This is a genomic window from Halorubrum ezzemoulense, from assembly GCF_004126515.1.
Classification (GTDB): domain Archaea; phylum Halobacteriota; class Halobacteria; order Halobacteriales; family Haloferacaceae; genus Halorubrum; species Halorubrum ezzemoulense.
The window spans coordinates 1,216,556-1,234,738 of the sequence record NZ_CP034940.1 but is presented as its reverse complement, the minus strand read 5'-3'; the positions used below and the strand labels follow the sequence as shown (position 1 = coordinate 1,234,738).

The window sequence follows — 18,183 nt, the reverse complement described above, 5'->3', positions numbered from 1 at the left end:
GGGTTATTAGAAAAGCTTTCGGCACCGACCGGGCACCGGGATCGCTCCCGGCAGATCCGTCCGACGCCCCGCGTCCGTGCCTATCGCTCCGGCTCTTCGTCCTCGTCCGCGTCGGTCTCGAAGACGTCGATGACTTCGAGGGGAACGTCGCGGAGGGCGCCGCCGACCTCGCTTTTCGCGATCCGTTCCGCGTGCTCCTCGCTGTCGGCGTTGAACACGTCGATCTCTAGGAGCAGCCCTACGAGGGCCGTGTTCGCCGCGAGGAACGCGGCGTCGAACGGCTCGCCGCAGGCCGGACAGCCGGTGACGCCGGGCTCGACCTCGACGTACTGCTTGTCCGTCTCGTTGAGTCGCTTGCCGGCTTCGCTGACCGCGACGCCGATGGCGTCGTCGGTCTCCTCGACGTCACGGACCAACCAGGCGGCTTCCATCGCGACTTCGTAGTTGCTCATACGCGGTCGGAGGAGCCGCAGGGTTTCTTGTCTTGTGGTTTGGCCGCGGTCGAAAACGAGCCGTCGATCACGCGGAACCGGCGGCGAGACGCGCCCTACAGGCGGTCGACGATCGCCGCGGTGACCTCGTCGGTCGTCGCCGAGCCGCCGAGGTCGCCGGTGCGCGGGCCGTCGGAGAGGACGCCCTCGACCGCGTCGCGGACCCGCTGCCCCGCCTCGACGTGGCCGAGGTACTCGAGCAGCATGGCCGCCGAGAGGACCGCCGCGGTCGGGTTGGCGACCCCCTCGCCCGCGATGTCCGGGGCCGTGCCGTGGACCGGCTCGAACAGCGCGTTGTCGTGGCCGATGTTCGCCGACGGGAGCAGACCGAGGCCGCCGACGAGCCCGGCCGCGAGGTCGGAGAGCACGTCGCCCGCGAGGTTCGGGCAGACGATCACGCCGTACTGGCCCGGGTCGAGCGGGAGCTTCGTCGCGAACGCGTCCATCAGCTCCTCGTCGGCGTCGACGCCGCGCTCGTCTGCGACCGCCGCGACCTCGTCGCGGAACCGGCCGTCCGTCTCGCGCATCACGTTCGCCTTGTGGGCGACGGTGAACCCCTCCTCTGGGTCCCCGGCGGGGCCGCGCCCGTCCTCGACAAAGTCACAGGCGTACTCGGCCAGCTCGCGCGAGGCCGACGACGTGACGACGCGTGTCAGCGTCGAGAGGTCCTCCGAGAGGCGGTCCTCGTGGCCCGCGTAGACGCCCTCGGTGTTCTCGCGGAGGAACACCACGTCCGTCTCCGGCCGGAGCGCGTCGACGCCCGGGAGCGCCTTCGCGGGCCGGACGTTGACGAACGAGTCCACCGCCTCGCGCAGCGGGAGGATCACGTCGGCGGCCGTCTCGCCCGCCGCGCCGAACAGCGTCGCGTCCGCGTCGGCCACCAGGTCGTACGTCTCGTCGGGGAGCGCCTCGCCGGTCGCGTCCCGGGTCGCGTCGCCCGCGTCCCCGCGGACGAACTCGAAGTCGGGGTCGAGCGCGTCCAACACCTCGACGGCGGCCGGCACGACCTCGCGGCCGATGCCGTCGCCCTCGATGACGACGATCTCGTCGGTCATCCGGCTCAGTCGTCCCCCTCGACGTACGGCAGGTCGGCGACGGTCTCGTCGACCTTGCTCCGGTTCGAGTACATCAGCGCGGTCGTGTCCCAGATCCCTTCGACCAAGGCCTCGCGCATCGCGTCGTCGACCTCGACGTCGATGACGGTGTCGCCATAAGTGACAGTCTCCCCTTCCACGTCGACCTCGATGTCGCCGTCGGGGTTCGCCTCGATCCACTCCTGGAGCTCGACCACGGTCTCGTGGTCGGCGGTGACCGCGGGGATGCCGAGCGACTTACAGTTGTCGCGGAAGATCTCGGCGTAGGACTCGCCGACGACGCCGTCGACGCCCCACCGCATCATCGCCTGCGGCGCGTGCTCCCGGGAGGAGCCGCAGCCGAAGTTGGAGTTAACGACCGCGATCGACGCGCCCTCGAAGCGGTTGAGCGGGTGGTCGTTGAACTCCCCGTCCTCGTCGCGCCGGGCGTCATAGAAGAGGTAGTCCGCCATGTTGTCGAACGTGACCTCCTTCATGAACTGCGCCGGCAGGATCTGGTCGGTGTCGACGTCGTCGCCGGGGATCGGGACGCCCGTACCCGAGACCTCGGTGATGTGTTGGTCGTCGCCCGCGTTGGCGTCGGGGGCCATCAGTCGGCCACCTCCTCGACGCCGCCCGCGCCGCCGGTCGGCCCGTCGTCCAGGTAGTCGCGCGCGTCGACGACCTCGCCCTCGACGGCCGCGGCCGCGACCATCGCGGGGCTCATCAGCACCGTCCGCCCCTCCTTCGAGCCCTGCCGGCCGACGAAGTTGCGGTTCGACGATGACGCACACACCTCGCCGGCGCCGAGCTGGTCGTCGTTCATCGCGAGGCACATCGAGCAGCCGGCGCGTCGCCACTGGAAGCCGGCCTCGATGAACGTCTGGTCGATGCCGCGCTCCTCGCACTGGGCGCGGACCGTCTCCGAGCCGGGTACGGCGAGCGCGCGCACGTCCTCGTCGACGCTGTGGTCCTCTAGGATCCGCGCCGCTTCCTTGAAGTCCGAAAGGCGGCCGTTCGTACAGGTGCCGAGGAACGCCACGTCGACGTCGTACCCGAGCATCGACTGCCCGGGCTCGACCTCCATGTGGTCGATCGCCTTCTCGGCGGCCTCCCGGTCGGTCCGCTCCTCGAAGTCGTCCGGGTGCGGCACCGGCTCGTCGATCCCGACCACCTGCCCGGGGTTGATCCCCCACGTGACCAGCGGGTCGAGTCCGTCGGCGTCGACCGTGACCACGTCGTCGTACTCGGCGTCGTCGTCGGAGGCGATCGATTCCCAGTACCGCTTCCGCTCCTCGAACGCCTCGCCCTCGGGGACGTACTCGCGGCCCCGCAGGTACTCGTAGGTGGTCTCGTCGGGGTTGATGTACCCCGCGCGGGCGCCGCCCTCGATGGACATGTTACAGACGGCGAGCCGTCCCTCCATGTCGAGCGCCTCGATTGCGGGGCCGCCGTACTCGTACACGTGGCCGACGCCGCCGTCGACGCCGAGGTCCTTGATCACTTTCATGATCACGTCCTTGGCGTAGACGCCCTCGCCGAGCTCGCCCTCGACTTCGATCCGGCGGACCTTCTGCTTGTCCGCGGCGATACAGCCGGTCGCGAGCACGTCGCGGATCTGGCTGGTCCCGATGCCGACGCCGATGGAGCCGAACGCGCCGTGGGTCGCCGTGTGGCTGTCGCCGCACGCGACCGTCATCCCCGGCTGCGAGAGGCCGAGTTCGGGGGCGACGACGTGCGTGATCCCCTGCTTCCCGGAGTCGAATCCGAAGAAGGTGATCCCGCTCTCGCTCGTGTTGCGTTCGAGCGCCGAGAGCATCTCCTCGGCCTGGTCGTCGGCCAGCGGGCGCTCGCGCTTGTCCGCCTCCGTCGGCGCGATGTGGTCGGTGGTCGCGAACGTCCGCTCCGGGTACGCCACGTCGAGGTCGCGCTCGCGCAGCATCCCGAACGCCTGCGGGCTCGTCACCTCGTGGACGAGGTGGAGCCCGACGAACAGCTGGTCCTGCCCGTTCGGCAGCTCCGTCACCTTGTGGCGCTCCCACACCTTGTCGTACAGCGTTCCCTCGCTCATCGGGCGTCACCCCGGACCGCCGCGCAGTCGGAGGACCGACCGCTCACCGCTACGCCCATCAGGCGGTCACCTCGGCGCTCTCCTCCTCCTCGTCGCCCTCGGCCGACTCCTCCCACGCGAACAGGCCGCGCAGCTCCTCGCCGACGGCCTCGATCTCGTGGGTCTTCTCCGCCTCGCGGAGCTGGGTGTAGGAGGGGCGGCCCGCCTGGTTCTCCGCGATCCACTCGCGGGCGAACTGGCCGTTCTGGACCTTCTCCAAGACCTCTTCCATGTTCTCGCGGGCGTGCTCGTCGACGACCACGTCGCCCTGCGTGAGGCCGCCGTACTCGGCGGTGTCGGAGACGGAGTCCCACATCCCGCCGAGCCCGTCCTCGTACATCAGGTCGACGATGAGTTTGAGTTCGTTGAGGCACTCGAAGTACGCCATCTCGGGGGAGTACCCGGCGTCGACGAGCGTCTCGTACCCCTGTTTCACCAGCGAGGTGACGCCGCCGCAGAGCACCGCCTGCTCGCCGAACAGGTCGGTCTCCGTCTCCTCGCGGAACGACGTCTCGACGACGCCGGCGCGGGTACAGCCGATCGCGGCCGCGTACGCGAGCCCCTCGTCGTGGGCGTCGCCGGTGGCGTCCTGGTACACCGCCAGCAGGCCGGGCGTCCCCTGGTCATTCTCGTAGTTGCGGCGCACGAGGTGGCCCGGCGACTTCGGCGCGACCATCGTCACGTCGACGTCCTCGGGCGGTTGGATCTGGTTGTAGTGGATGTTGAACCCGTGCGCGAACTGGAGCGTGTCGCCCGCGTCCAGGTTCGGTTCGATCGCGTTCTCGTACACGTCCGGCTGAACCGTGTCGGGGACGAGGACGCTCACCACGTCGGCCGCGGCGACGGCGTCCGCGGGGGCCTCCACGCGGAGCCCGTCGCCTTCGGCGGCGGCCCGGGAGGAGCTGCTCTCGCGGAGGCCGACGATCACGTCGACCCCGCTGTCGGCGAGGTTCTGCGCGTGCGCGTGGCCCTGCGAGCCGTAGCCGAGGACGGCCACCGTCTTGTGCGCGATCGCCTCCTCGTCGGCGTCTTCGTCGTAGTATACTGTCGAGTCGAACGTCTGCGTGTCGTCTTCGGTCATGTGTATCGTTGTGAGTTCCTGTGTGGTCGCGTGTCAGTCGTCGTGCGTGGTCGGTTCGGCGGCCGTGCCGGGCTTCTCGCCGGGCGCCGTGGGGGTGTTACCGCGAGCGAGGGCTGTCGGCCCCGTCCGCGCGATCTCGACGATACCGAACCGGTCGAACGCGCCGATCGCGTTGTCGATGCTCGCCTTGTCGCCGGTGAGTTCGACGGTGATCGTCTCGGGGCCGGCGTCGACCGTCCGGCCGTCGTACATCTCGGCGACCGCGTGGACCGCCGCGGGGTCGTCGGCCTCGACCTTCAGCAGGACGAGCTCCGAGGTGACCGCGTCGCCGGCGACCTCGCCGACCGAGATGACCGGCTTCAGCTTCGACATCTGCTTTTCGATCTGGTCGATCCCGGGGTCCGTCTCCTCGACGACCATGGTGATCCGCGAGTGACCGTCGACGGTCGTCGGCCCCACGGTGAGGCTCTCGATGTTGAACTGGCGGCGGGAGACGAGGCCGGAGACGCGCGCCAGCACGCCGGGCTCGTCCTCGACGAGTGCCGAGATGACGGCGCGGTGCGACTCGTGTTCGGCCTCGACGACGGGGTCGATCCGGATCCCCTCGAGGTTCCGGCGCCCCTCCGGGTGGTCGCGCTCGTTCGGACCGGGCTGTTCGCCCGGGAGCGGCCGGGAGTCGGCGCCGGGCGCGACGGGCGATCCGCCGTCGGCCGCCGCGGACGCCTCATCGCGCCCGGTGTGCGGCTCCCCGTCGGACGCCGCGGTGTCGTCGCTCATAGCTGGTCCTCCGCGGCCGCGAACTTCCCGTTCGCACCGCCGCTCGGCACCATCGGCAGGACGTTCTCCGCGGGGTCGACGTGGAAGTCGACCACGGCCGGCCCGTCATAGTCGAGGGCTTCCTCGACCGCGGGCGCGACCTCGTCGTAGTCGTCGACGCGGAGACCGAGCGCGCCGAACGCCTCCGCGAGCTTGTCGAACTCGGGCATCCACGTGTAGTCGGAGGCCATGTGTCGGCCCTCGTAGAACGCGTCCTGCCACTGGCGAACCATCCCGATGTACTCGTTGTTGAGCACGGCGATCGTGATGTCGAGCTCCTCGCGGACCGCGACCGACAGCTCCTGCATCGTCATCAGGAAGGAGCCGTCGCCGTCGAAACACACCACGTCGCGGTCCTCCTCGCCCATCGTGTCGGCCGCGACCCGCGCGCCGACCGCGGCGGGCACGCCGTACCCCATGGTCCCCAGCCCGTGGGAGGAGACCCACGTCCGCGGCTCCGTGTACGTCCAGAACTGCGAGGCCCACATCTGATGCTGGCCGACGCCGGTCGTGACGATCGTGTCATCGTCGGTCGCCTCGTCGAACGCCTCGACGACGAACTGGGGCTTCAGCGGCTCGTCCTCGGGCGTCGCGTACGTGAGCGGGTACGTCTCCCGCCACTCGTCGCACCGGTCGCGCCACGCCTCGGCGTCGGGCGCGTCGCGGACCGCGGCGGTCAGTTGGTCGAGGACGCGCCCGGCGTCGCCGATCAGCGGGTAGTCGGCGTGGACGTTCTTCGAGATCTCCGCGGGGTCGATGTCGACGTGGATCACCTCGGCCTCGGGCGCGAACGTGTCGATCCCGCCCGTGAGCCGGTCGTCGAACCGAGTGCCGACCGCGATCAGGCAGTCGGTGTGGGTGATCGCCAGGTTCGCGTAGCCGGTTCCGTGCATCCCCGCCCACGAGAGGCAGAGATCGTCGTCCTCGGGGAACGAGCCGATCCCCGGCATCGTCGTCGTCACCGGGATCCCGTAGCTCCGGGCGAACGTCCGCGCCTCGTCGCTCGCGTCCGCCTTGATGACGCCGCCGCCGAACAGACAGACGGGGCGCTCGGCGGCCTCGATGGCGCGCGCTGCCTCCTCGACCGACTCCGCGTCGGCGTTCGGGTCGGGGTCGGTCCCCGCGGGCGGCGTCGCCGGACCGGGCGTCCGGTCGGTCTCGTCCTGCGTGACGTCCTTCGGGAGGTCGACGAGCGTCGGCCCGGGGCGCCCCGCGCGCGACAGCTCGAACGCCTCGCCGACAGTGTCGCCGACGGTGTCGGCCCCGCTCGCGAAGTAGTTGTGCTTCGTGATCGGGCGCGTGACGCCGACCGTGTCGGTCTCCTGGAACGCGTCGTTGCCGACGAACTCCGTGGGCACCTGCCCGGTCAGCGCCAACATCGCGTCGGAGTCCATGTCGGCGTCGGCGATGCCGGTGACGAGGTTCGTCGCGCCGGGGCCGGACGTGGCCATACAGAGCCCGGGTTCGCCCGCGACGACGCCGTACGCGTCGGCGGCGTGCGCGGCGCCCTGCTCGTGGGCCATCGTCACGTGCCGGACGGAGGAGTCGTACAGGGCGTCGTAGACAGGCATGATCGCGCCGCCCTGAACGCCGAAGGCGGTCTTCGCGCCCGCGGCCTCGAGGGCGGCGACGACCGACTCGGCGCCCGTCGAGACGGGCCCCGCCGTCTGGTGTTCGTCCGGTTCGGTCGGCTCCTCGGTCGCGGCCGCCGTCGAGCCGTCGTCCGACTCGTCCGCGTCGGATCGCGGCTGTGCTGCTGTGTCGCTCATTGTCGTGGTTGGTGTGGCATCTGGTGGGTCGTCGTGTGGGTCGCTGCGAACGCGCGACGGGCGGGCCCGCGCCGCGTCCCTCGGGGGCGCGGCTTCGCGCGTCGAGAACGGCTCGGCCGCCGACGTTCGGCGGCGCGTCGCGTCGGTGAGGAAGGGGTAATGTAGGGGCTTATACCCCTACAATGATCGGCGCGACGGCTCCGAACGCGGTAGCGCGTTCCGCGAGCGCGGTGTGCCGTCGCATCTCGCCCGAAGCAACGCGGCCGGGGTATAAATTCCTGTCGGGCGTCCGGAACGGAACGCCGTCGGGACTGCTCCCGCGACCGCCCTCGCGGTCGCTCGGGGGGCGCTCCGGTCGGGGAGTGGGTCATCAGACCCGGACCTCCTCCTCGCGCGTGACGTTCGCCTCCTCGGCGAACCGCTCGACGTCGCCCGCGGTCACCTGCCGCTTGCCGGTGCCGTACTCCTTGACCCGCTTCGTGATCGTCCGGACCTCGGAGTCGGTCGGGTCGAAGCCGGCCTCCACCAAGTGCTTGCGCACGCTGTGGGTGCCGGTGTGTTTGCCCAGCACGAACTCGCGCTCGGCGCCCACCATCTCCGGAGTCATCACGCCGGTCTCGAACGTGTCGGCGTTCTCGATGACGCCCGCGGCGTGGATGCCGGACTCGTGGGCGAACGCGTTCCGGCCGGTGATCGGCTTGTTCGCGGGCACCGGGATGTCCGAGGCCTCCTCGACGATCCGGGCCAGCTTGGTGATCTGGGTCGTGTCGATGCCGGTGTCGACGCCGTACACCGACTCGACGGCCATGACGACCTCCTCATAGGCGGCGTTGCCGGCGCGCTCGCCGATGCCGTTGACCGACACCTGCGCCTGCTCCGCGCCGTTCTCGAAGCCCGCGACGGCGTTGGCCGCGGCCATCCCGAAGTCGTCGTGGGTGTGGACATCGACGCGGGCGTCGGTGGCCTCGACGACGGCGTTCACCGTCTCGCCGAAGCTGGTCGGCATCCCGACGCCGCAGGTGTCGGGGATGTTGATCCAGTCGGTGCCGGCGTCGGAGACGGCCTCGACGATGTCGATCAGGTAGTCCGGGTCCGTTCGAGTGGCGTCCATCGGCGAGAACATACACTCGACGCCGGCGTCTTTCACCTTCTCGACCGCGTCGACCGCGCGCCCCTTCGCCTCCTCGCGGGTCGCGTGCATCGAGTCCTCCAGCTGGACGTCGCTGGTGGAGACGAACACGTGGACCATCTCGACGCCGGAGTCGATGGCGGCGTCGATGTCGCCGTCGACGACCCGGGCCAGTCCGCAGACGGTGGTGTCCGTCGCGGCGGCGATGTCGCTGACGGCCTCGAACTCCGCGTCCGAGTTGACCGGGAACCCCGCCTCGATGACGTGGGTGTCCATGTCGTCCAGCGTCGCCGCTATGCGGCGTTTCTCGTCGTAGCTGAACGATGTCCGTGGTGACTGTTCTCCGTCTCGCAGGGTCGTGTCGAAGATCCTGACAGGACCGATATCGACGTTAGAAGCTATCGTGCCCTGGAAGAACTCGATCCGCCGGGGTGTCCGACGAAGCCTCCGTGATGTCTGTCATCGATTCACGACAAGACGGTCGAGTACTTAATCGTTTGGACAATCGCAAAATCGGTGCGGACCGGCAGTTCGGAGCCGAAGAGCCGAAGAGCAGTAGATCGCATGACTGCGGCGGTGTCAATACACCTTAAGGAGGTAATACACACACCGAGGATCCGGCACGTATTCCGATTCGGAAGTCAGTTAATAAGTGGTCTCGACGTTCGTTTCGTTCGTACTGCGGGCGGCCGGCGGTTCACGCGCGAGACGAGTCAGCGAGTCTCACGGCGCTATCTCCACCGTGATCGGCGGTCGGTCCGCACCGATATCCGGGTCGACCGGCGGACGCGCCGCTACCGACCGAGCGCGTCGGTCACCTCGCGCCGGAGCGCGACGAGGTCGGGGTCCGCCCGCTCGCGGGGCCGGTCGATTTCGACATCGACGACCGACGCCACCCTCCCGGGCTGCCCGCCGAGCACGACGACGCGGTCCGCGAGGTAGACGGCCTCCTCCACGTCGTGCGTGACGAGGACGACGGTCGTCCCGCGCGCGTCCCAGACGTCGAGCAGGTGGTCCTGCTGGTCCGCCTTCGTCAGCCGGTCGAGCGCGGAGAACGGCTCGTCGAGCAGCAGCACGGCGGGGTCGTAGGCGAGCCCCCTCGCGAGCGACACGCGCTGAGCCATCCCGCCGGAGAGCTCGTCCGGGCGGCTCCCGGCGAACCCGTCGAGCCCGACCGTCTCGATCAGGTCGTCGACGCGCTCGCGAGCCGCCGGGGTGTCCGGGTCGACGTCGGCCGGGAGTCCGACGGCGACGTTCTCCCGGACGTCCGCCCAGTCGAGCAGCCGCGGTTCCTGGAACACCATCCCGACGGCGTCGCTGCCCCCCTCCCTGACGTCCGCGCCGTCGACGGCGACGCGCCCGGCGAACTCGGCTTCGAGTCCGGAGAGCACGCGGAGCAGCGTCGACTTCCCGCACCCGGAGGGGCCGACGACCGCGACGAACTCGCCGTCCGCGACCGCGAGGTCGACGCCGTCGAGCGCGACCGTGTCCCCGTACCGCTTCCGGAGGTCGTCCACCACGAGGACGGGGTCAGCGTCCGACGACACGGTCTCTCACCTCTCTGACCGCGACATCCGAGCAGTTGCCGAGGAACGCGAACAGCAGGATCGACCCCACGATGATGTCGGGCCGCGCGAGGGTCCGCCCGTCGCTCAGCAGGAATCCGATGCCCTGACTCGCCGCGATCAGCTCGGCGGCGACGACGAACATCCACGCCAGTCCGACGCCGCCGCGGATCCCAACGAGCAGGTCCGGGAGCGCGGCCGGGAACACGACCCGGCGCAGCGACTCGACGCGCCCGAGGTCGTACACCTCGGCGACCTCCAACAGCTCCTCGTCGACCGCGGCGATGCCGGTCGAGAGGTTGAGGTACACCGGGAAGAACGCGCCGACAGCGATGAGCAGCACCTTCGCGCTTTCGCCGATGCCGAACCAGAGGAGGAACAGCGGCACCCACGCCAGCGACGGGATGTTCTTCAGGCTCTGGAGGAGCGGGTCGAGGAGGTCGCTCGCGGTCCGCGAGAGCCCGGTGGCGGTCCCGAAGACGGTTCCGACGACGATGCCGAGGCCGGCACCGAGAACGACGCGCTGGACCGTGATCGCGACGTGGCCCCACAGCTCGCCGGTGGCGGCCATCCCGTAGAGCGTCTCCGCCACGCGCAGCGGGGTCGGCAGCTGGTACGCCGCGATGATCCCGGTCGCGACGACGAGGTGCCAGACGACGACGAGCGCGGCGGGGACGAGCAGCCCGAGCAGGGGCCGGAACCGGCTGGCGGCGGGGAGGGGAACCGGGCCGAGGCTGCGAGACTCGGCGCCGCCGGCCGACTCGCCGGCCGTCGACCCACGGCCGGAGTCGGAGTCGCGGGACACCCCGGACTCCCGGCGGGTGTCGGCGGCCATCTCAGACGACCTCGCTCGCGAACTCGGAGTCGATCAGGTCGTCGACGTTGCCGGCGGGGTCGGCGTCGTCGGTCACGAGCCCCTCGCGTTCGAGAATCGGCGAGAGGTCCGCGAGCAGTTCGCGGTGGGGCTCGCCCGGGATCGGCTCCGAGAGGTCGTTCCGCTGGGTGAACACGCGCTCCGCGACCGGCTCGGACATCTCGGAGGCGTCGGCGAGGATCCCGGCGGTCGCCGTCGGGTTCCCGATCGCCCACTCGCGGCCCCGCTCGTAGGCCTCGATCACGCGACGCGCGTCCTCGGGCCGGTCGGCGAGGAACCCGTCGAGGAAGTTCAGGAACCCGTACGTGTTGTACCGCGGCTCGCGGAAGAACAGCTCCGCGCCGTCGTGTTCGAGCTCCAACTCGGCCATGTGCGGGTCGAGTCCGGCCCACGCGTCGACCTCTCCCCGGACGAGAGCGGACTGTCCCTCGGGGTGCTGGAGGTTGACGACCTCGACGTCCTCCTCGCTCAGCCCGGCGTCGTCGAGCGCCTGAAGCAGGAAGAAGTACGGGTCCGTCCCGCGGGTGGCGGCGACGCGGCTCCCTTCGAGGTCTTCGACCGATTCGATCCCGGTCTCCTCGAACGTGACGAGCGCCGTCCACTCCGGCTCCGAATAGACGTACGGCGTCGTTATCGGCACGCCGTTCGTGCGGGCCATCAGCGCCGCGATTCCGGCGGTCGAGGAGACGTCGGCCTCGCCGCTCTGGGCGTACTCGTTCGCTTGGTTGCTCCCGAGGCTCAACACCCACTCGACGTCGGTTCCGGTGTCGGCGAACGCCGCTTCGAGCCACCCCTTCTCGCGCAACACGAGACTGACCGGGTTGTAGTACGCGTAATCGACCGTCACTGTGCCCGAGTCGCCGCCTCCGCCCGCGCAGCCGGCGAGCAGCGAACCGCCGATCGCCGCGCCGGTGCCGCGGAGGAACTTTCTTCGCTCCATCGTACCTCCGCATACCGGTGCCACTCATAAGCCAATATGGCTATGGAGAATATTCAATCGCATCTATGATGTTTCTTAGTTATTCGTTACCGGGTCGTGCGTCGTGGTGGCACGGACGTCGACGGTCGCGACACGGATGTTGACGGGCGGACGGGCGCTTTCGACAGATGGGCGATCGGGAACGGAGCCGCTCGTCTCGCGTTCCGGGTCCCGGATCATGCTGCCGGTTGCTCGCGCTGTCCGCTCGGGGGAGATCAGAGAACGACGGCGGCGGCGTGCCGAGAGAGCCGGCGTTCCGGCTACATCCCCATATCGGCGGCGGCGTCCGGCACCGGGAGGTCTGGGACGGCGGCGCCGAGCAGCTCGGCCGCGTGGTCGAGCGCCATGTCGAACCCGTAGTAGCGCTCCAGTTCGTCGCCGTCCGGGCCGGTCCGGACCTTCAACATCGCGTATCCGTCGGCGTTCTGCGCGACGGTCGCCTCCCGACCGTCCCGCGAGAAGGTGAGCCGTCGCTCGCCGTCGGTCTCCTCGTACCGCGCCTCGATGCCGTTCGCCGACGCGGCCTCCGTGTCGGTCATACAGGCGTTACGGGCCGGTCCCTGTCGAACCTGTCGGTCGCCGAGACCGGGCGATCGGTCGCGAGCCGTCCGGTGCCGTGGCCCCGGTGCCGGGCGGCCTGCGGCCGCGGAGCTAGCGCGGGTCCCACCCGTTGAACTCGCTCCCCGACTCCAGTTCGGGGTCGAACGCGTCGATGACGCCGCCGAGCGTGTCGTACCCTCGGCGACCGCGGCGATGTCGACGATCGCTTCGTCGTCGGTCCCGACCCCGCGGGCGATGGTACCGCGTTGGTGCTACTCGTACCGGTTGCCGATCTCGCTCGATACCGCCAAGATGACCAGTTCACGCTCCCGTTCGGTGAGCCGGCTGTCGGTCCACAGCGACTCGGGGAACGACCAGAGGCCGGCGAGCACCGCGGGGTTGTTGCCGAGCGACCGGCACACGTGAAGCGGTTCCCCTGAAGCGACGACCCCGAGAGCTCCCCGTACTCGTCCGGCACGTCAGACGCCTCTGCGTAGGGAACGCGGGCCATGGCGAAGGGCTCGCACCCGCGAGGCATAGGTGTACGCCACTCGGTACCGTTCGCCGCGACCGGTTCGGGCCGGTCCGCAGGGATCCGCGATAGCAAGCTTAAGGGACGCCACGCGCCAATCGGCGGCAATGAGTACCGAGGTGACCCGTCGGCGCGCGTGGGTTATCGCCGCTCGGCCGCAGACGCTCCCTGCCGCGGCCGCGCCGGTGATCGTCGGCGTCGGGCTCGCGCTCGCCGACGGGGTGTTCGCCCCGCTGCCCGCGCTCGCGGCGCTCGTCGGCGCGGCGCTGATCCAGGTCGGCACGAACTTCGCGAACGACTACTACGACGCGATCCAAGGGGCGGACACCGACGACCGCGAGGGGTTCACGCGCGTCGTCGCCAGCGGCCTCATCGAGCCCGCCGAGGTGAAGCGGGCGATGTGGCTCACCTTCGCGGCCGCGATCCTCGTGGGGACCTACCTCGTCGCCGTCGGCGGCGTCCCCATCCTCGTGATCGGGCTCGCCTCCGTGGCGGCCGGGATCGCCTACACCGGCGGGCCGTACCCCCTCGGCTACCACGGGCTCGGCGACCTCTTCGTGTTCGTCTTCTTCGGCGTGATCGCGGTGACGGGGACCTACTACGTTCAGGCCGCCGCGCTGCTCGCAGGGTGGTTCCCGGCGGGGCCCCCGAAGGGCACCGTCGCGCTCGCGGCGGTGGTCGCGAGCCTCCCGATCGCCGCGCTGTCGACAAACATCCTCGTCGTCAACAACCTCCGCGACCGCGAGGAGGACGCCTCGACGGGCAAGCGCACCCTCGCCGTCCGGTTCGGCTACCGGTTCGCTCGCGCCGAGTACCTCGCGCTGCTCGCCGTCGCGTACCTCGTCCCCGTCTGGTTCGCCGCGCGCGGCGACGGGCTCGCGACGCTGCTCCCGCTCGTCACTCTCCCGCTCGCGGCGACCGTCGCGCGGACGGTGCTCACCGAGACCTCGGGCGAGGCGCTCAACCCCGCGTTAGAGTCGACCGGCAAACTGCTCGCGGCGTACGCCGTCGCGTTCGCCGTCGGGTTGGCGGTGTGACCGACGACGACCCTCGCGGCGAGGCCTCGGTCACGGTCGTGCGCCACCGCCCATTCGCGCTCGACCTGACCCGACCGCTCGGAACCGCACGCGGCGAGATCCGTCGCCGGGAAGGGTTCGTGATCACGGCTAGACGCGGCGGCGACGAGTCAGGCGCGGTCGGCCTCGGCGAGGCGACTCCGCTCCCAGGGTGGACGGAGTCGCGCGACGCCTGCGCGGCGGCGCTCGGCGACCTCGAAGCCGGGAACATGTCCGAACCGGTCCCGGGAGTGCCGGACGCGGAATCGACGCCAGCCGCGCGACACGGCGTCTCGCTCGCGCTCGCCGACGCCGCAGCTCGCGACGCGGGACGGCCGCTCGCGGAGCAACTCGCCGTCGAGGCCGGCGTGACCGCGACGCCCGCTGACGCCGTCCCGGTCAACGCGACCGTCGGGGACGGCGGGCCGGCGGAGACCGCCGCCGAGGCGACGCGTGCGGTCGAGGAGGGGTTCGACTGCCTGAAGCTGAAGGTCGGCGCCCGCGACGTCGACGCCGACGTCGAGCGCCTCCGCGCGGTCCGCGACGCGGTCGGCGACCGGGTCGCGCTCCGGGCCGACGCGAACGGAGCGTGGGACCGGGAGACGGCGCGTCACGCGCTCGGCGCGCTGGCGGCGTTCGACCTCGCGTACGTCGAGCAGCCGCTCCCGGCGGACGACCTCGGCGGGCTGGCGGAACTTCGCCGCGACGGTGGCGGCGAGCGGGTCCCGATCGCCGCCGACGAGTCGGTCGCGGTCCACGGGGTCGACGCCGTCCTCGAAGCGGACGCCGCCGACGCGGTCGTCCTCAAGCCGATGGCGCTCGGCGGCCCCGACCGCGCGCTGGCGGCCGCGCTACGGGCGCGGTCGGCCGGCGTCGACCCGGTGGTCACCACCACGATCGACGCGGTCGTCGCGCGGACGGCCGCCGTCCACGTGGCGGCCGCGGTCCCCGAGGTGTCGCCCTGCGGGCTCGCGACCGGGACGCTGCTCGACGAGGACCTCGCCCCCGATCCCTCTCCGGTCGCAGAGGGCGCGGTCGCCGTGCCGTTGGGACCCGGACTCGCGGGCGCCGCGTTCGACGATCTCCGGCGGTCGTGAGCGCGCCCCGTCGGCGTCCGCACCCTGACGCGAGGGGGACGGACTTTTCACCGCGACCGGCGAACGGAGTCGCATGAGCGAGTGGACCGACGCCATCGTCGGCGAGCGGATGACCGTCGACAACCAGTTCAACGAGCGCGTCGCCGCGTCGCGCTTCTCCAGCCAGGAGTGGGGCCTGATCATGACGGCCACCGATCTGGAGATCGAGAACGCCGACGACCCCGACGCCGCCCGCGTCGTCGCGGACACGTCGAACCTCCCCGCGATCATGCCGGAACTGGAGAACCTCCGGTCGCAGATGGCGGGGATGGGCGGCGCTCCCGGCGGCGACTCCGGCGGGTCCGGCGGGGGCGTGGTCGACTCGATTAAGGGCGCACTCGGGCTCGGCGGCGGGGGCGGATCCGGCGGTCCCTCGGACGAGGAGCTGGAGGCCGCCGAGCGGCTCGTTCAGGAGTACGCCGACGAGCTACAGGCGCACCTCGAAGAAGTCGGCAAGTGGGAACAGGTCCGCGTCGCGTACCAAGAGTAGCCGGCGGTCGCCGTCCGACCGGCGGGCGGACGCTCGCCCCGGCTCGTTACTCCACGTCGCTACCGCGGAACAGGGTGAGCTCCTCCGCCTCGTAGATGCTGATGAGCTCGCTGACGATCTCGTCGTACTCCTCGTCGTCGACCCGGAGCGCGTCCAGCCGCTCGACCGTCTCCTCGTCGAGGTGTATCTGGGGCATACGCGGCGGTTCGTCGTCCGGAGAATAAAAGATGTCGACGGAAACGAGGTCCCGAGAGTGCGGCCATTCACTCCTCTCTACCCGCTTCGCACGCGGCTTCGGTTGAGCTGACGTCTGACCGTCGGCTTCGGGCCATCGCTGCGATCTCATCCGCGGAGAGATCGTCGCTCCAGAGGACGAGTTCGTCCGAGAACTCGAGGACGGGTGACTTGTCGCTGTGGATATCGAGAATCCCCGAAGCGTCAGTGATCCCGGCCTTCACGCCCGTTCCGTTCAGGATCGATTTCCGGTCGCTGAAAACCCCGGTGAACCGGTACTCGCTCCCGATCAACACTTCGGTCGAGAGGAACGACCAACAGCCCACGCGATAGGTGTCGTTCGCCTGTGATCGGCAGGAATACAGCTGGGTCGTAAGTCCGCGGTCGACGGCGATCGCGGTCCCCGGGTCACCGACGTGTCGAGCGGTCACAGGTCCGTCGCGGAGACTCAGTCGAGTCGCCACTCTGAGCGGGGATCCGGCCGCGATCAAGCCGATCATGGTCCGGAGCCGCTCCGGGGACACGACGTCGCTGAGGTGAATCGCGCTCGACCCGCCGCGCTCGACGGCGTCGATGCCGGCGGCGGTGTCCCTCGTGCCTTCGAACACGGTCAGTTTCGGTGCCTCGGTCCTCCCGTCGAGAGGAATGGAACCGTCGGGTCCCACGGCGCCGGCGGTTACCGAAGCCCCGCAGAGTACGATGTCGAGTTCGGGGTCGGACAGCGTCTCGACGACCGCGTCGCGAGACGGCGAACCGATCACGTCCAACGACCCGATACCATCGAGTTCCGCAGGTTCGACCATCGACCCCCGAAGGGATCGGGCGCGTTCCTCGTCCTCGAAGAGGAACACGACCGAGAGGGTGCCGCGCTCTGGGATCTGTCTCCGAAGTCGGTTCTCGTACGCGTCGGGGGATATCACGGATGCGCCCGCAGGAATCGGGTCCGCGTCCGGAGACGGAACCCGACTCGAACGAGAGGGAGCCGTCTTTCCCGGTCCCGATGAGGTGTTCGAAGGGCCAAAGGCGGACAGATCCGCTGACGCCTGAGGCGATGTCGCAATCCCCACTGGCGCGTCCGACGCGGAGGAACCGGCGTCGCCCCGGACGCGGACCGGCGCGAGGACGTGAGCGAGGTGCGGCAGCAGTTCCGCGGACGCGGGAACCGGCCGGAGGACGGCCTCGGTCGGCCACGCCGGCAGATGAGGTTCGACCGTCTCGGGATCGACCTCTAGGTACTCCATCAGCCGCTCGCTCATGGATCGGTCGGCGAGGTTCGGAGGGTAAAACGGGAGATCGGGACCGACCGCGTCGTACTCGTACCGGTCCGACGGGACGTACCCCTCCGTCCGCGCGAGCGTGTCGAGGAAGAACCACGTTCGGAACAGTTCCGTGACCCGTTCCCCGAGGGCTTCCCCCTCCGTCGGGAGCCGTTCCTCGTACCCCGTGTCCAGTCGGACCGCCGGGGCGTCGCCCGTCACCATTCGAGCCCCGAGGTAGTACGACAGCGTCGAGAGGCGGTACACGTCGGCGTACGTCGGTCGGACGACGACCTCGACGCCCGTGTCGGGTACCGACAGCGGGCTCGGGACGTCGAGGGAGTCGCCGGGCTCGATCCGAGGCGGATAGCCGCGCAACGTCGGCCACGACCGCTCCGGGGTGAATTCTTTGACTGACGACCCGAGCAGCGACACGGCCTCGGTCAGCGCTGCCGGGTCGTCGGGGACGGTGATCGTCGCCTCGGGGCGCGTGTGGAACGAGCGCGCACCGACCGAGACGGTCCGGGGGCGGTCGAACGAGATAGTAACCGGGTCGGGACCTCCGCCACTGGTCGCCGAGACCTCAACGTCCGTCACGCGGATGAGTACCTTCGTCACCCCGTTCACTTCGATACAGTACGAGCCGCGTTCGAGCTCTATCGAATCGTTGTGTCTGGCGACGTGGTCACCGTTAACGTCCCGGAAGACGATCGACGCGTAGTCGAGTAGCACCAGCGATTCCGCTTCGAAGCTGACCGCGCGGTCCACCGGAGAGGGGAACAGCGCAGGCAGCGCCGGGCGGAGATCCGGCTCGCGGTCGACGCCGAGCCGCAGCTCCTCGCCCTCGATCACGTCTCGGACGGTGAGCGTCGTCCCGTCGACCTCGAACGCGATACGCCCCTCGGATGACCCGTCGTTCACTAGATTAGTCTGATTCGCCAACACGTATGAGGTTGTTGGTAATTATCTCGTTTCGGAGTTCTGAAGCGTGCTACCGTGGTTCTTGCTCGCTTTAGACCAGCCCTGACAACAATCTTAACATCGGCCGACTCG

At 70.0% G+C, this 18,183-nt stretch carries 18 protein-coding genes; 3 read left to right on the top strand and 15 right to left on the bottom strand.

The window, feature by feature from the left end; genetic code table 11:
* Positions 1-80: 80 nt before the first annotated feature.
* The 13 genes from EO776_RS06165 to EO776_RS19300 form a co-directional block, all read right to left on the bottom strand.
* Positions 81-452 (bottom strand): DUF555 domain-containing protein, encoded by a 372-nt coding sequence (locus EO776_RS06165; protein WP_006113355.1) that lies wholly within the window; start codon positions 450-452, stop codon positions 81-83.
* Between the two features lie 95 nt (positions 453-547).
* Positions 548-1,546 (bottom strand): isocitrate/isopropylmalate family dehydrogenase, encoded by a 999-nt coding sequence (locus EO776_RS06160; RefSeq protein ID WP_049929873.1) that lies wholly within the window; start codon positions 1,544-1,546, stop codon positions 548-550.
* Positions 1,547-1,551: 5 nt separating this feature from the next.
* Complete coding sequence (gene leuD, locus EO776_RS06155; RefSeq protein ID WP_049929874.1) at positions 1,552-2,175, bottom strand: 3-isopropylmalate dehydratase small subunit; 624 nt, start codon at positions 2,173-2,175, stop codon at positions 1,552-1,554.
* Positions 2,175-3,635: a 3-isopropylmalate dehydratase large subunit gene (gene leuC / locus EO776_RS06150; RefSeq protein WP_094579646.1), complete on the bottom strand. Its 1,461-nt coding sequence runs from the start codon at positions 3,633-3,635 to the stop codon at positions 2,175-2,177. The genes leuD and leuC overlap by 1 nt, the downstream gene beginning before the upstream one ends.
* A 58-nt stretch (positions 3,636-3,693) precedes the next feature.
* Positions 3,694-4,755, bottom strand: coding sequence for a ketol-acid reductoisomerase (ilvC, locus tag EO776_RS06145; RefSeq protein WP_086215687.1), 1,062 nt, complete (start codon positions 4,753-4,755; stop codon positions 3,694-3,696).
* Between the two features lie 33 nt (positions 4,756-4,788).
* On the bottom strand, positions 4,789-5,532 hold the full coding sequence (gene ilvN, locus EO776_RS06140; protein WP_094519538.1) for an acetolactate synthase small subunit: 744 nt from the start codon (positions 5,530-5,532) through the stop codon (positions 4,789-4,791).
* The gene (gene ilvB, locus EO776_RS06135) at positions 5,529-7,340 is read right to left on the bottom strand and encodes a biosynthetic-type acetolactate synthase large subunit (protein WP_086215685.1); all 1,812 of its coding nucleotides are present in this window, start codon (positions 7,338-7,340) and stop codon (positions 5,529-5,531) included. The genes ilvN and ilvB overlap by 4 nt, the downstream gene beginning before the upstream one ends.
* A gap of 370 nt (positions 7,341-7,710) precedes the next feature.
* A complete protein-coding gene (locus EO776_RS06130) occupies positions 7,711-8,892 on the bottom strand; it encodes a LeuA family protein (protein ID WP_432508787.1) in 1,182 nt (393 codons plus the stop codon).
* 371 nt (positions 8,893-9,263) lie between these two features.
* Entirely contained in the window at positions 9,264-10,016 is a 753-nt protein-coding gene (locus EO776_RS06125) for an ABC transporter ATP-binding protein (RefSeq protein WP_094519540.1), read from the bottom strand.
* On the bottom strand, positions 10,000-10,869 hold the full coding sequence (locus EO776_RS06120; protein WP_086215682.1) for an ABC transporter permease: 870 nt from the start codon (positions 10,867-10,869) through the stop codon (positions 10,000-10,002). Before EO776_RS06120 ends, EO776_RS06125 begins: the two co-directional genes overlap by 17 nt.
* A 1-nt stretch (position 10,870) precedes the next feature.
* Positions 10,871-11,848, bottom strand: a complete 978-nt coding sequence (locus tag EO776_RS06115; RefSeq protein WP_094494947.1) for an aliphatic sulfonate ABC transporter substrate-binding protein — start codon at positions 11,846-11,848, stop codon at positions 10,871-10,873.
* A 299-nt stretch (positions 11,849-12,147) separates the two neighbouring features.
* Positions 12,148-12,426 (bottom strand): DUF7111 family protein, encoded by a 279-nt coding sequence (locus EO776_RS06110; RefSeq protein ID WP_086215681.1) that lies wholly within the window; start codon positions 12,424-12,426, stop codon positions 12,148-12,150.
* A gap of 273 nt (positions 12,427-12,699) precedes the next feature.
* Complete coding sequence (locus EO776_RS19300) at positions 12,700-12,849, bottom strand: carboxymuconolactone decarboxylase family protein (protein WP_233125168.1); 150 nt, start codon at positions 12,847-12,849, stop codon at positions 12,700-12,702.
* 217 nt (positions 12,850-13,066) lie between these two features.
* Here EO776_RS19300 and EO776_RS06100 point away from each other — a divergent pair, with 217 nt between their 5' ends.
* The 3 genes from EO776_RS06100 (at position 13,067) to EO776_RS06090 (ending at position 15,640) form a co-directional block, all read left to right on the top strand.
* On the top strand, positions 13,067-13,996 hold the full coding sequence (locus EO776_RS06100; protein WP_094519541.1) for a 1,4-dihydroxy-2-naphthoate polyprenyltransferase: 930 nt from the start codon (positions 13,067-13,069) through the stop codon (positions 13,994-13,996).
* Positions 13,993-15,111, top strand: coding sequence for an o-succinylbenzoate synthase (locus EO776_RS06095; protein WP_089307776.1), 1,119 nt, complete (start codon positions 13,993-13,995; stop codon positions 15,109-15,111). The genes EO776_RS06100 and EO776_RS06095 overlap by 4 nt, the downstream gene beginning before the upstream one ends.
* 73 nt (positions 15,112-15,184) lie before the next feature.
* Complete coding sequence (locus tag EO776_RS06090) at positions 15,185-15,640, top strand: DUF5799 family protein (RefSeq protein WP_089307777.1); 456 nt, start codon at positions 15,185-15,187, stop codon at positions 15,638-15,640.
* 46 nt (positions 15,641-15,686) lie between these two features.
* Here the strand turns inward: EO776_RS06090 and EO776_RS18915 are convergent, their stop codons facing one another.
* Positions 15,687-15,836, bottom strand: coding sequence for a DUF7557 family protein (locus tag EO776_RS18915; protein WP_017342927.1), 150 nt, complete (start codon positions 15,834-15,836; stop codon positions 15,687-15,689).
* 67 nt (positions 15,837-15,903) lie between these two features.
* The gene (locus tag EO776_RS06085) at positions 15,904-18,051 is read right to left on the bottom strand and encodes a hypothetical protein (RefSeq protein ID WP_100050355.1); all 2,148 of its coding nucleotides are present in this window, start codon (positions 18,049-18,051) and stop codon (positions 15,904-15,906) included.
* Positions 18,052-18,183 lie beyond the last annotated feature (132 nt).